Source organism: Shimia sp. MMG029, from assembly GCF_027947445.1.
GTDB lineage: Bacteria > Pseudomonadota > Alphaproteobacteria > Rhodobacterales > Rhodobacteraceae > Shimia.
In genome coordinates, this window is the sequence record NZ_JAQJIM010000003.1 from 110,488 (window position 1) to 123,560 (window position 13,073).

The window sequence follows — 13,073 nt, forward strand, 5'->3', positions numbered from 1 at the left end:
TGAGGCTCAGCCCGGCGTGCAGGCCAGTGCAGCGTCTATCGACATCGTCCCTTTGAAAGGGCCAAGATTGCGCGTCTTCAACCTTGTGCCATCGAAAGTTGTTGCCACAACATGCCGCCATGCGACGTCGGCAGTGATCAACTCTGGTCCATCCCCGCACTCACGCACACCACCAGAGATGAAATCTTCACCAATGCGATGGTTGGTCAATCCAGGCAACGATCCAACCTCTGACAGCACGTCTTGCTCAAACCGCCAAATGCGCAACGTTTTGGCGAGATGCGGCCGATCAATATAGGCGATTTCAACGCGGCCATCCCCATCAAGATCCGCCGCCCCTATTGGTGCCAGCCAGCGGTTGCGCGTGCCAATATATGGCGTCGCCGCCCGCAATCCGCCCTGATCGTAAATCGCCAATCGCGCGCCCCGCCTTTGGTTGCTCTCCACCACAATCACTTCTCGATGACCATCAAGATCTACGTCAAACAAGCGAGGGGCAATGTCTTCAAAAACGTTGCTTTCTGGCAGGACAATTCTTACCGTTTGCTGCGCCTCCGTCACCATTTCCAGTGCGCCATACTCGATGGCATCACCAAGCACCCCATGAGCATAGCGTGTTGTTTCATCACTGTAGCGGGCTGAAACGATATCCGCTGTCGCAGTGCTCGCGCCCAAGCCGACAGCAGCAACAAAAAGCACTTGGCGCAGCGTGCGCCAAATCAAACGCTGCGCCAAAATCATCAAATCTGCTTCTCTGGCATTTTCACCACGAGGCCATCAAGCGCATCGGTGACTTTGATCTGGCAGGTCAAACGCGACGTTGCCGGATTTGGCTCATAAGCGAAGTCCAGCATGTCTTCTTCCATGTCATCCATTGCTGGCAGCTTTTCCACCCAGCCTTCAGCGACGTAAACGTGACATGTCGAACAGGCGCACGCCCCCCCGCAGTCGCCTTCGATGCCTGGAATGTTGTTGTCGCGGGCACCTTCCATCAATGTCAGCCCGTTGGCGACATCGACCACATGTTCGGTTCCATTATGCTCGACATAGGTAATCTTTGCCATGTCTGGCGGCTCCTTTTTAAAACTGTTCGCACTCTTAGTTAGTCAACGGACAGCTCCGCTTCTAGCCCCTTTTCCCCAGACAAATGCATGTCCTAGCGACAATTCGACAGTTTGCGTAGGTCGTTTACAGCCAATCTGATCCGGATCCCCCCACCCTCGGGCAAACGACAGAGTTTCGTCGTGAAAGAAAACGGGTTACAAAGGGTCAAACAAAGAGGCGCGAGCATGCCCGCAACCCGATATTTCAGACCTGTCGCGCTCGCGACAGCCCTCAGCGCGTTGATGCTTCATGGCGGCTGCGATCAAAGCTTTGCCACCTCACCTGACATTGCGGCCCGCAGCGCACCAGACATCCTCAGAGCAGGCCAAAGTGGCACACCGCCCACCGCACGCCCCGGCAGTTGTTGGGGGCGGGATGTGACCCCGGCCATTGTGGAAACCGTCACCAATCAAATCATGGTTCAGCCACCGGAAGTGCTCGCAGATGGCACAGTTCTCGCGCCAGGGATCTTTCGCACAGAGACGCAGCAGCGAATCGTCCGAGAGCGCCGCGAACTCTGGTTCGAAACTCCATGCCCCGAGACTTGGACAGAAGAGTTCACCGCATCATTGCAACGCGCCTTAAAGGTGCGCGGCCTCTATTTTGGCAGCATCACCGGCACGCCGGACAAACGCACCCGCGCAGCCATCCGGCGCTATCAAGAGGCCGGCGGGTTCGACAGCGCCATCTTGTCAATAGAGAGCGCACGGCGACTGGGATTGGTTGCTGTCCCCCGTGAGGCGAGCTGATCACACAAAAAAGGGCGCCCCGAAAGGCGCCCTTGATCCGTGAGTGTGTCACTTATTCCTGAATGTTCAGGGCGACAAAACGAGGCTCGCCAGAGCGACGCACCAAAAGCAGAAGCGATTTTCGGCCTGCGTCCTTGGCCTCGGCAATACGGGCTTCCAGATCATCGATCGAGCGCAATTTCTGCTGACCAGCTTCGGTCAGCACATCCCCTGAGCGCAGTCCTTTCTCAAAGGCTTTGGACGTTTCATCTACATCCGTCACCACCAGACCTTGCATATCCTCTGGCAGATCCATTTCTGCACGCATTTCATCGTTCAGCGTCATAAGTGTCAGACCTAGGATTTCTTTCTCCTGCGGTTCATCAGATGGCGCGGGCTGGCTTGCAGGAACGGCACCTTCTGCCTCTTCGCGGCGCCCCAAAGTCACAGCCAATGTCACTTCGGATCCATCACGCAGCACCACAACATCAACGGTCTTGCCAACATTGGTGTTGCCAACGCTGCGCACCAAGCCACGTACATCAGCCACGTCATCGCCATCAAAGGACAAAATAACGTCGCCAGATTGCATCCCCGCCTCAAGCGCCGGACCTTCAGGCACATCTGTCACCATCGCGCCAGCCGCAGCCTGCAATCCGTCGACAGCATCCACCATGTCCTCGGTCACATCTTGGATACGAACGCCAAGCCAGCCCCGGCGCGTTTCCCCGAATTCCTGCAACTGATCCACAACGCGGGTCACAACATTGGACGCCATAGAGAAGCCAATGCCAATTGAGCCGCCGTTGGGTGACAGAATCGCGGTATTCACGCCGATCACTTCGCCGTCCATGTTGAACAACGGGCCACCCGAGTTGCCTCGGTTGATGGCAGCGTCTGTTTGAATGTAGTCATCATAGGCACCAGAAAGCGCACGTCCGCGCTGCGAAACGATACCTGCAGACACCGAAAAGCCCTGGCCCAAGGGATTGCCCATAGCCATCACCCAATCACCAATGCGCGCGGCGTCGCTGTCGCCAAACTCAACAAACTCAAGCGGCGTGTCAGACTCGACTTTCAAAAGCGCGATATCCGTGTTGCGATCCGTGCCAATCACTTTCGCGGGCAGCTCTTCGCCGGAATAGAATTCCACCAAGATTTCATCTGCGCCCTCAATCACATGGTTGTTCGTGACCACAAATCCATCTTCAGAAATCACAAAGCCCGAACCAAGCGCGGAACTGCGGCGAGGACGATCCCCCTGTCCCTGTTGTCGATCTTGGAATTCGCGAAAGAAATCTTCAAATGGCGACCCTTCAGGAACAATGCCTTGTGGCCCCGTGCGGCCAGCGACAACGGTCGAGGTTGTGATGTTCACAACGGAGGGGCTGATTTGCTCAGCCAGCTCAGCAAAACTGACCGGGCGATCATTTTGCGCAAGAGCAGTAAGAGATTGTGCAACATAGAGCGCCGCCGCCAGCAGCGTCAGCAAAGTCATGCGCACAAATGAATGCGACGGACGCGTGTCCGTAAGTGTGTCAGAAAACACGGTCGGTTCTCCTTTGGTGTTTCATAACGAGTCAGGCAGGGCCTGTTATCACTACGAAGAATGTGCCCTTCTCGATCAGGTTTCAACCTCCCGACCCTCTCAGCGGCACAATTGACCGTGAACCAACGTAATGTGAAAGGCCACCAAAAGGCGCAGCCCTTCATCGTCAGTGAAGAGTGCGTGGGTCCGCAGCCTTGTGACTTTCGCGCGTTGACGGCCGACTCGGCATCGGGCGCCTTCTGTGCTTGGGCACAGATCGCGCAAAAGCAGCCAGCGCAATGCCAAATTCGGCAGCAAGCCCTGAAAAACAAAGCGCCATATCAGGCCGGACAATCAAAGATGCCAACATCGCTGCATCTTCGGTTTCCCCGTTAGACGCGGCTTCAACGATATGTGCAAACACCGCCTCATCTGCACCCAGGCAGTCACAATAAAGCCCATGTCGGCACAGCTGACGACGGCCAAATTGTTGTCCAATTTCCATGAGGTCAGCAAACACACCGCTCACATTGCGTGCGCGATCCTGCCCCAATGCCATACCCAAACTGGTGACCAGGGCTGCCTGCCCTTCCGGATCTCGCTCCCAGTGGCGCAACCAACGTACGGCGAGACGCTCAACATCATCCAGATCACCAAGCAAACCAACACGTTGAGCACCCCGCATCACTGGCGCGCTCATTTCGTCAGGATCAGCTTGCCCGCGCGTGTGATCCGCAGCGTATAAAGTTGATCATTCAGCCGGATATGAGCCAAGCCGTTTTCGCCGGTCAAAACCTGCGCGTCATGCACTGGCAGGGCGTTGGTGGTGTAGTCGATTGATTGTGATTGCATGGTCATGGGATGCGTCCTCATTGGCAGTTTCCGGCTTCCCATTGGGTGGCTGACTCTTTTCTGATTATTTTAGTCAGAAATGTCAATCCCGCAAAAATGTATTACACTTCCAGGATTCCAAAGCCTCCGCAACGCACACATGACGCAGTCAAAATCTTACCCTGGGCTCCAGCATGATCCTCAATACAAAACAGCGCCCCAAAGGGCGCTGCGTGTCGATCTCATGCAACGATTGTGCGCCTACCAGATACGCGAACAGTTCTTTAGCTGCTGTTGATATCGAGCCGAACGGCTCGCAACATCATCCGCGATCCGGGTCAGCCAGGGTTTGTTGCGATAATTCCCCCGAGCGTATCCCGTATGTCCCTCATGGTAGTTCAGGTATTGCGCGCGCGCATCATGCAGCGAAACGCCATTCCGGTCCCGCGACTCGGTCATATACCAGCCCATAAAATCAGTGGCGTCCCGAATGTCATCTCGCCGCGCACCTCGGCTGCGTGTTTCGCGCCGGTATTCATCCCAAGTGCCGTCAAGCGCCTGCGCATATCCGTAGGCACTGCTCTGCCGCCCCATTGGCAATACGCCCAATGCGTATTTATGCGGCGTGCGGGCATTCCCGATGAACTTGCTCTCCTGATAGAGTACAGCCATCTGAACGTGCACCGGCACACCCCACTTTCGCTGAGTTGCACTAAACGCGCGTTTAAAATGCGGGCGTTCTTTAAGAATCGCACAGGCGTTTTCCAAATTGCTGGGCGCACGGGTATCGGTGCCACCACAGGCGGCCACAATGCCCAAAAGCACCAGCGCGAAGAGAAGTCTGCTCATCTGCCTCTCGCTATGTCATATTATGTTTTTTGTCAGCCTAACGGATTTTCGCAGCGACGGGAAATCACAATCTGCCGTCATAACAGGAAGGTTAGCAAGAGTGGCAAACCAATCACCGAAACCAGCGTAGACACCACCACAAAACCTGCCACGGCATCCGCATCTGCCTCGTATTTTTCTGCCAGCAAATAGCTGCTCACGCCCACGGGCATCGCCATTTGCAAGACCAGCACGCCCAGCAGAAGGCCCGACAGACCAAAAACCGTTGCGAATCCCCACCCAATCGCGGCGCAGGCCAAAAACTTCACAATCGAAAGACACACCGCAATCAAAACGCGCCCGGGGGTCAAGCGAGCCACCGCCACCCCAAGCGTCAGCAGCATAAGCGGAATGGCCATCTGCCCGATCAAATCAAGTGTGTTGGTCACAAAACCGGGTGTTTCCCACCCCATGTAGAGAAACAACGCACCCAGCAAGGTCGCCCAGATCATCGGCTCTTGCACCATTTTGCCCAGCGCGCCTTCACCAGCCACTATCCAGATACCCCATGTGAAGGATAGCAGCGCCGTAGTCGCCAAAAGCACGACAGACGCTTCTAGCCCCGCCTGCCCAAAGGCAAACAGCGCAAGCGGCACCCCCAGATTTCCAGTATTTCCAAAAATGAAAGGCGCAAGGTAAGTGCGCAGGTCAAGTCTGACGAGTTTCAGCAGCAGCCAAGCAAAAGCACCGATTCCGAAATAGCCAGCAAAACCTGCTCCAGCCAGCCGCGCCAAATCTCCCAGATCTGCTTGCGTTTTCATCAGTGCTGTAAAAATCAAACAGGGCACCGCCAAATTTACGCCAAGGCGCGTCACAAACTGAATGCGATACTCAAAGCCAGCTTTGACCCAGGCAAATCCAATGCCTGCGACCAGAAACACCGGCGCCACAATTTCCAAAACTGTTAAGGTAAGGTTCACAGACTGTTTCCCAGCAAAATTCGGCTTACGTTGGACAAAGCCCCCTTGCAGGGTCTAGCTTTGAGGGGTAGGGGCTGCAACATATGATAAAAACACGCGCAAAATATTACCTTGGCCAAGTGGTCCGCCACCGCGTACACCCCTTTCGGGGCGTCGTGTTCGATGTGGACCCTGAATTTGCCAACACAGAAGAATGGTATGAAGCCATTCCAGAAGACAGCCGCCCGGCCAAAGAGCAACCATTTTATCATCTGCTCGCAGAAAATGACCAAAGCTACTATGTGGCTTATGTCTCTGAACAAAATCTGGTGGCAGATTACTCGGGCGAACCGGTCACACATCCCGATCTGGATGAAATGTTCGGCCCCTTCGAAGATGGCTCTTATCCCCTTCACTTTGCGCTGAACTAAGCGGCAGACAAGCTTGAAGACAACGCCGGGCCATAAGACCCGGCGTTTGTGCTATTGCGTTGCAATCGGCGCACCACGCGCTTTCCATGCCCCAAACCCGCCGTCCATCTCGGCGATATTATCGACGCCCATGTCCTGGAGCGCTTTCACCGAGAGCGCAGAGCGCCACGCACTCGCACAATAAAGAATCAGCGTTTTGTCTGTGGCCAACTCTGGCTTGTGATACGGGCTGTCGGGCGCAACCCAGAACTCCAACATGCCGCGCGGTGCATGAAATGCGCCGTCGATATATCCGTCTCGGGACAACTCTCTCGGATCTCGAATGTCCACAAACAACGCATCTCCAGCAGCGACCATCGCTTCAGCGTCTTCCTGTGACAGGGTGCGAATTTCGGCTTTTGCGTTTGCAACCAATGTTTTGATGGGTGTGATTGACATATGTTCAATATCCTATCGCTGCGCCGTCTTTGCGCGGATCTGAAGCCCCTTCAAGCACGCCCGACGGATGTATCCGTATGGCCTGCGCACCCCCTATCGGCATATCCGGGACCGCAATCTTATGACCCAGATCAGCAAGCCCTTGCTTCACAGAACCACTATAACCACGCTCAAGTTTGAGCGTGCCGTCCTCGGTAAAGGCACGCGGCGCATCCAGAGCCGCCTGTGGATCCATGCCAAAATCCTCGATATTTGACAGCACACGTGCATGGCCATTGGGCTGATAGTGCCCCCCCATCACACCAAACGGCATTTCCACACGCCCGTCACGACGCACCATCCCAGGGATAATCGTATGCATCGGGCGTTTGCCGCCTAGCATTTCGTTTGGATGCCCCTCTTTCAATGTGAAGCCCCCTCCGCGATTTTGCATCAAGATCCCAAACTTGTCAGATGCGATACCCGAACCAAACGCATGGAAAATCGAATAGATCATCGACACCGCCATACCGTCTTTGTCGGCGACAGTCAGATACACCGTGTCTTTGTGCACGGCTTCGGTCAATGGCGCGGCGGCGGGCATTGCGCGTTTCGGATCGATCAAGGCAGCGAGCTTCTCCGCTGTTTGCAATGACAACATATGCTGCGTGCGCGCCGTGGTGTCCGGATCTGCAATCAAGCGATCGCGTGCATCATAGGCAAGCTTTGCCGCCTCTGCTTCAATATGCGTGCGCATAACGCCGAACGGATCCATAGATGCCACGTCGAAATGACTGAGGATATTGAGCATCAAAATCGCCGTCGCCCCCTGCCCGTTGGGTGGATGCTCAAGCAGTTCAGCGCCCTTGTAATGTCCGGCAATCGGTGTTGCGTCATTGCCAGACGTGACCGCAAAGTCATCGAGCGTATGCACACCGCCCATCGCGTGCAACGTGGCAACCATATCTTCGGCAATTTCACCGGTATAGAACGCATCGCGTCCTTGCGCCGCGACGCGCCGCAAAACTTCAGCTTGGCCGGGCGCTCTGAAAATGTCACCTTTGCTCAGCGGCTGCCCGTCTTTCAAATAGTGGCGGCGTCCATGCCCCTGAAGATTGCTTTGCGTTTGCTGCCAGTCAAACGCACTTCTTGGCCCGACAGGAATACCCTCTTCAGCATAGTGGATCACCGGTGCGAGACTGTCAGAAAGGCCCAATTTTCCATATCGCTCAGAGAGCGTGCAGAACCCATCAATCGCCCCTGGGATCGTCACGGCCTCCACACCAAAGAGCGGGACAGCCTCAAGGCCACGCGCGCGCAATTCCGCCGCATTGGCGGCAGCTGGTGCTCGACCAGATCCATTGAAGGCAAACACCTCGTCACTTCCCGCCGGAGATATCAGCGCAAAGCAGTCCCCCCCAATGCCTGTCGATGCAGGTTCACAGATACCAAGCAACACGGACCCCGCGATCGCCGCGTCCATCGCATTGCCGCCCTTGCGCAGAATATCAACCGCCACCTGAGCCGCCAGCGGTGTGGACGTGGCACACATCCCATTGGTTGCCATCACCGCGGATCTTCCCGGAAAATGAAAATCTCTCATAAACTCTCCCTCACTTGTTAAGGGATGTTACGGCCCACAACCGACAATGCAACCAACTGCTGATCACGGAGTGCGGCGCTACGACGAAAGACGTAGCGATTTCCGATGGGTCGCGCCAAAGGCGCGCTCTGCCAGCTGGAAAAGCGGGGAGCAAATTACCAGGTGGATCAGTCCGGTACGGAAAACTTCAGCTGATTGTAGCCAGAGGAACGGCGGCGGTAGTCAATATCCTGCGCGAGCGACCGCACAAGCCCCCAACCAAAACCACCTTCTGGCAAATCGGCGATATCGCCACCAAGGTCAGGCATGATACCACTTGGAAGTTCATTGCCAGGCATTTCGACGCCATTGTCGCGGACTTCAACCTGCCAGCATTGATTGATGTAATTGCAACTGATGACAATTTGGCCGTCATTGCGCCCAGCCAGCGCATGCTCGACAACGTTGTTCAAAACTTCTGCGAGCACAAGTTCAAGCACACCAGCATTGCAAGCTGCGAATTCTTCCGCTGTCAGCTTCTGCCGGAGCGTTTCGAGGGCGTTGCGCACTTCTTGCGGCGTGCCCTTAAGCTCGATGTGAATATCAGCCTGCGAATTGGTCACTCTATTGTGTGCCCCAGCTTTGCAAATTTCAGTTCATTCTACGAAGGCTTCGTCAAGCGTCTCATGGATCCGGAACACCGTGTCCATACGCGTCAGACGAAACACTTTATCTACGTTCTCATTCAAGCCAGAGAGCTCCAGACGGTTCTCTCCTCCCAGCTGCTTCATCGCCGCGACAATCGCGCCCAAACCGCTGGAATCAATAAAATCGACTTCGGACAAATCCAGGATCACCCGACCGGTGGCCTGCTCAGTTTCTTCCCGCATACGATCTTTGAACTGAATCGCAACGGACGCGTCGATACGCGTTTCGTGAACCGATACAACCAATGCTCCGCCTTCTGTCTTGCTCGACAGATTCATAAGACGTCTCCTTCAACTTTCGTCCTCAGGAAACACTATTCGGAATTTCTTACCAAGTTATGAGCGCTTCTGTTCGTCAATTGTTTCGGCGGCGTGCCATTTCTGACTCAACAGCCTGAAACATCCTTGCAATATTTACCCTCCAAAGCCAAGCACAAGGAAATGCCATCACAGATGAGGAGCACGTGATGAAAAACGTTGTGATCGCAGGGGCCGCGCGCACCCCTATGGGCGGTTTTCAAGGCGCATTTGCAGATGTGACCGCCGCTGAACTTGGCGGAACGGCCATCAAGGCGGCGCTGAAAAACGCGCAAGCCAACACCGCTGATGAGGTCTTGATGGGCTGCGTTCTGCCGGCTGGTCAGGGACAGGCCCCCGCGCGCCAAGCCGGATTTAGTGCTGGGCTCGGCGAGGAGGTTCCCGCCACCACACTTAACAAAATGTGCGGCTCTGGCATGAAAGCCGCGATGATGGCATTTGATTCCATTGCACTTGGAGATCGCGACGTCATGATCGCGGGCGGCATGGAGAGCATGACCAACGCCCCATACGTTTTGCCCAAGATGCGCTCGGGTGCACGAATCGGCCATCACCAGGTCATCGACCACATGTTTCTCGATGGCTTGGAAGACGCCTACGACAAAGGCAGACTGATGGGCACGTTCGCCGAAGACTGCGCCGAGAGCTTCCAATTCACCCGTGAAGCGCAGGATGAATACGCACTTAAATCGTTGTCCAATGCACTTGAGGCGCAAAAATCTGGCGCCTTTGACGGTGAAATTGCCCCCGTCACCCTCACCACACGCAAAGGCACTGTTGAAATCGGTGAAGACGAACAGCCGGGCAACGCCCGACCTGAAAAGATCCCACATCTGAAGCCAGCTTTCCGAAAAGAGGGAACGGTGACACCGGCCAACAGCTCGTCGATTTCAGATGGCGCCGCGGCCTTGGTTCTGGCTTCTGAGGAAGCGGCACAGCAACAGAGCCTCAACATACGCGCGCACATCGTGGGTCATGCAAGTCATGCCCAAGCGCCCGGCCTTTTCACAACCGCGCCTGTCCCCGCCGCACAAAAGCTTCTTGAAAAGATCGGCTGGCAGAAAGAGGAGGTCGACCTTTGGGAGGTCAACGAGGCCTTTGCCGTCGTGCCCATGGCCTTCATGCATGAGATGGGCCTGAGCCGTGACATTGTGAATGTAAACGGTGGCGCCTGTGCGCTTGGCCACCCCATCGGCGCTAGCGGCGCCCGCATCATGGTGACATTGCTGAATGCTTTGGAAAAACGTGGCCTTAAGCGCGGCATCGCGGCCATTTGTATTGGCGGCGGCGAGGGCACAGCCATCGCGATAGAGCGCCCATAAGGGCAGCAAAAGGGGCCGCATGTGAAACACGCGGCCCCGTCCATTACCCTACATCGAGTTCACGCGCCGAGCGCTTTGGCTACCCAAACCAAGGCCAGCCCAAGGGCAAGTGCGGCAAGCCCCATGTAACGCCGTTGCTCAATCGGTAACGCCCGCAATGCCGCCAGCAGGCCCTCAATGATGGAAGGGGCCAGTGCGTACACCAGCCCCTCCACAATCAACACCAGCCCAAGGGCCAGAAACAGGGTTTCGATCACTGGCCAGCCGCCGGTGCCGCGCCCGTTGGAGAGCGCAGATATTCGAAGAATTCACTGTCAGGTGACAGCACCATCGAAGAGTTTGACCCCTGCAAGGAGCGCTCATAAGCAGTCAGCGACCGATAGAACTCAAAGAACTCCGGATCCGCGCCAAACGCATCTGCAAAAATGGCGTTCCGGTTGGCGTCCGCTTCACCGCGGATGATTTCCGCTTCACGACGCGCCTCAGAAACCAGCTCCACAACGGTACGATCCGCCTGCGCACGCACGCGCTGTGCGGCTTCGTTACCACGTGCACGTTCGTCAGTTGCTTCACGCTCACGTTCCGCCCGCATCCGCTCAAAGGTCGCTTCAAGGTTCTGTGGTGGCAGATCCGTCGCTTTCAGACGCACGTCAATCACATCCAGACCCAGCGCACGCGCCTGCGTGATTGCCGCATTCCGGATGCGCAGCATCAACGCCGCACGATCGGTGGACAGAATGTCTTTGGAGGACACAGTACCCAAAACCTCACGGGTTTCAGCGGTCAGAATACGATCAAGACGTTGATCTGCGATGCCAACGCCGCCATCACCAACAGCCTGACGGAACTGTTCAACATCTGCGATCCGGTACCGGGCAAACGCATCAACCACGAGACGGCGGTCATCTGCGGGCGTCACCTCGATTGGCCCCACATCAATCGAAAGGATGCGATCATCATAGCGCACCACTTCCTGAATGAGAGGGATCTTAAAGGCCAAACCCGGGTCTTCCTTCACAGAGACCACGCGACCAAATTGCAGCACCAGTGCTTTCTCACGTTCATCCACGATGAAAATCGAAGACAGAATGCCCGCAATAGCGATCACAATGACGGGCAGAAGATATGTGGACTTGTTCATATCAGTTGCTCCCCTTGCGCAGCTCATTCAGCGGCAGATATGGCACAACGCCTGATCCTGACCCGCCGTTTTCTTCGATGATGATCTTGTCCACTTCACCAAGAACACGCTCCATCGTCTCCAGATAGAGACGCTTACGTGTCACTTCCGGTGCTTTCGCATATTCCTCACGTACCGCGCTAAAGCGAGAGGCTTCACCTTCCGCTTCGTTTACGACCTGAGCACGGTAACCTTCAGCTTCTTCCAGAACTTGCGCCGCTTCACCACGGGCTTCCGCCAGAACACGGTTGGCATAGGCATCTGCCACGTTCTGCAACCGGTCACGCTCCTGTGCAGCCGCCTGAACATCGCGGAAGGCATCAATCACAGTCGACGGCGGATCAGCACGGTCAAAGTTCACACGCACGATATTCACGCCGCTGTCATAGCTGTCCAAAGTGTCCTGGATCAATTCTTGCAGACGATCTGCGATCACACCACGATCTCGGTTCAAGATGGGTGCCAGCTCAGACTGTGCAATGATCTCACGCATCGCTGATTCAGAAACAGCCTGAATGGTTTGGCGCGGATCACGCAGGTTGAAAAGATACTTCGCGGGGTCCGCAATGTTCCAGACAACCTGATAATCAACGTCCACAACGTTTTCATCGCTAGTCAGCATCAAGCCATCTTCGCCGCGACGCGCACCGCCCATATCTTCGGTCTGTTCGCGTGTCACTGGCAGAACTTCACGCGTGATCAGAGGCCAAGGCGCAAAGTTCAAACCTTCGGTGCCGGTGCGATAGTATTCGCCAAGGAACAACTCGACAGATTGCTCAAAGTTCTGCACGCGGTAGAGGCTGGCAGACAGCCAAAGCCCAACAGCAGCCACAGCGCCAACCAACAGCATCCCTTTGCTGATGCGCGGACCACCGGTTCCGCCGGAGCCGCCTTCACCGCCACCTTGACCACCGCGACCGCCCATAAGGACGCGCAGCTGATCCTGACCTTTTTTCATCAGGTCATCGATGTCCGGGATCTGTGGCCCATCACCCTGTGGCGGGCGCTGGCCATTTCCATTGTTGTTGCCGCGATTTCCGCCGCCGCCTTGGTTATTGCCGCCCCCTCCCCAGGGGCCGCCATTGTTACCTGCCATACGGGATCTTCCCTCTCTACGTATCGTCATTGGCGTACCCTA

Annotated in this window: 17 protein-coding genes; 3 read left to right on the forward strand and 14 right to left on the reverse strand. The window is 55.9% G+C overall.

What is annotated here, in order from left to right:
* Nucleotides 1–6: 6 nt before the first annotated feature.
* Nucleotides 7–741 (reverse strand): FG-GAP repeat domain-containing protein, encoded by a 735-nt coding sequence (locus PJL69_RS09865; RefSeq protein ID WP_271309508.1) that lies wholly within the window; start codon nucleotides 739–741, stop codon nucleotides 7–9.
* The gene (locus PJL69_RS09870) at nucleotides 741–1,064 is read right to left on the reverse strand and encodes a 2Fe-2S iron-sulfur cluster-binding protein (protein ID WP_209098661.1); all 324 of its coding nucleotides are present in this window, start codon (nucleotides 1,062–1,064) and stop codon (nucleotides 741–743) included. The genes PJL69_RS09865 and PJL69_RS09870 overlap by 1 nt, the downstream gene beginning before the upstream one ends.
* Before the next feature lie 225 nt (nucleotides 1,065–1,289).
* On the opposite strand from PJL69_RS09870, the gene PJL69_RS09875 reads away from it, so the two are divergent.
* On the forward strand, nucleotides 1,290–1,853 hold the full coding sequence (locus PJL69_RS09875; protein ID WP_247743507.1) for a peptidoglycan-binding domain-containing protein: 564 nt from the start codon (nucleotides 1,290–1,292) through the stop codon (nucleotides 1,851–1,853).
* A gap of 52 nt (nucleotides 1,854–1,905) precedes the next feature.
* Here PJL69_RS09875 and PJL69_RS09880 read toward each other — a convergent pair whose 3' ends face one another.
* The 5 genes from PJL69_RS09880 to PJL69_RS09900 all read right to left on the reverse strand — a co-directional run bounded on the left by PJL69_RS09880 (nucleotide 1,906) and on the right by PJL69_RS09900 (nucleotide 5,999).
* Nucleotides 1,906–3,330: a Do family serine endopeptidase gene (locus tag PJL69_RS09880; protein WP_271309726.1), complete on the reverse strand. Its 1,425-nt coding sequence runs from the start codon at nucleotides 3,328–3,330 to the stop codon at nucleotides 1,906–1,908.
* Between the two features lie 217 nt (nucleotides 3,331–3,547).
* Entirely contained in the window at nucleotides 3,548–4,045 is a 498-nt protein-coding gene (locus PJL69_RS09885; RefSeq protein WP_271309509.1) for a hypothetical protein, read from the reverse strand.
* A gap of 11 nt (nucleotides 4,046–4,056) precedes the next feature.
* Complete coding sequence (hemP, locus tag PJL69_RS09890) at nucleotides 4,057–4,212, reverse strand: hemin uptake protein HemP (RefSeq protein ID WP_209099140.1); 156 nt, start codon at nucleotides 4,210–4,212, stop codon at nucleotides 4,057–4,059.
* Between the two features lie 240 nt (nucleotides 4,213–4,452).
* Nucleotides 4,453–5,040, reverse strand: a complete 588-nt coding sequence (locus tag PJL69_RS09895) for a transglycosylase SLT domain-containing protein (protein WP_209098665.1) — start codon at nucleotides 5,038–5,040, stop codon at nucleotides 4,453–4,455.
* Nucleotides 5,041–5,117: 77 nt separating this feature from the next.
* Nucleotides 5,118–5,999 (reverse strand): AEC family transporter, encoded by an 882-nt coding sequence (locus tag PJL69_RS09900; RefSeq protein ID WP_271309510.1) that lies wholly within the window; start codon nucleotides 5,997–5,999, stop codon nucleotides 5,118–5,120.
* Between the two features lie 83 nt (nucleotides 6,000–6,082).
* Between PJL69_RS09900 and hspQ the strand changes: the two genes are divergently transcribed.
* Complete coding sequence (gene hspQ, locus PJL69_RS09905; protein ID WP_209098669.1) at nucleotides 6,083–6,409, forward strand: heat shock protein HspQ; 327 nt, start codon at nucleotides 6,083–6,085, stop codon at nucleotides 6,407–6,409.
* Between the two features lie 51 nt (nucleotides 6,410–6,460).
* Here the strand turns inward: hspQ and PJL69_RS09910 are convergent, their stop codons facing one another.
* From PJL69_RS09910 to PJL69_RS09925, 4 genes are all read right to left on the reverse strand, one after another.
* Complete coding sequence (locus tag PJL69_RS09910) at nucleotides 6,461–6,847, reverse strand: rhodanese-like domain-containing protein (RefSeq protein WP_271309511.1); 387 nt, start codon at nucleotides 6,845–6,847, stop codon at nucleotides 6,461–6,463.
* A gap of 4 nt (nucleotides 6,848–6,851) precedes the next feature.
* The gene (locus PJL69_RS09915) at nucleotides 6,852–8,429 is read right to left on the reverse strand and encodes a gamma-glutamyltransferase family protein (protein WP_271309512.1); all 1,578 of its coding nucleotides are present in this window, start codon (nucleotides 8,427–8,429) and stop codon (nucleotides 6,852–6,854) included.
* Between the two features lie 167 nt (nucleotides 8,430–8,596).
* Nucleotides 8,597–9,031: an ATP-binding protein gene (locus PJL69_RS09920; RefSeq protein ID WP_209098675.1), complete on the reverse strand. Its 435-nt coding sequence runs from the start codon at nucleotides 9,029–9,031 to the stop codon at nucleotides 8,597–8,599.
* Between the two features lie 33 nt (nucleotides 9,032–9,064).
* Nucleotides 9,065–9,394, reverse strand: a complete 330-nt coding sequence (locus PJL69_RS09925; protein ID WP_209098677.1) for an STAS domain-containing protein — start codon at nucleotides 9,392–9,394, stop codon at nucleotides 9,065–9,067.
* Nucleotides 9,395–9,582: 188 nt separating this feature from the next.
* On the opposite strand from PJL69_RS09925, the gene PJL69_RS09930 reads away from it, so the two are divergent.
* Nucleotides 9,583–10,755, forward strand: coding sequence for a thiolase family protein (locus tag PJL69_RS09930; protein ID WP_271309513.1), 1,173 nt, complete (start codon nucleotides 9,583–9,585; stop codon nucleotides 10,753–10,755).
* 59 nt (nucleotides 10,756–10,814) lie between these two features.
* Here the strand turns inward: PJL69_RS09930 and PJL69_RS09935 are convergent, their stop codons facing one another.
* Genes PJL69_RS09935 through hflK form a run of 3 tightly spaced genes read right to left on the reverse strand, consistent with a single transcriptional unit; the run spans nucleotide 10,815 to nucleotide 13,031 of the window.
* A complete protein-coding gene (locus PJL69_RS09935; RefSeq protein ID WP_271309514.1) occupies nucleotides 10,815–11,012 on the reverse strand; it encodes a DUF2065 family protein in 198 nt (65 codons plus the stop codon).
* The gene (gene hflC, locus PJL69_RS09940) at nucleotides 11,009–11,896 is read right to left on the reverse strand and encodes a protease modulator HflC (RefSeq protein ID WP_271309515.1); all 888 of its coding nucleotides are present in this window, start codon (nucleotides 11,894–11,896) and stop codon (nucleotides 11,009–11,011) included. Before hflC ends, PJL69_RS09935 begins: the two co-directional genes overlap by 4 nt.
* A gap of 1 nt (nucleotide 11,897) precedes the next feature.
* Nucleotides 11,898–13,031, reverse strand: a complete 1,134-nt coding sequence (gene hflK, locus PJL69_RS09945; RefSeq protein ID WP_271309516.1) for an FtsH protease activity modulator HflK — start codon at nucleotides 13,029–13,031, stop codon at nucleotides 11,898–11,900.
* Nucleotides 13,032–13,073 lie beyond the last annotated feature (42 nt).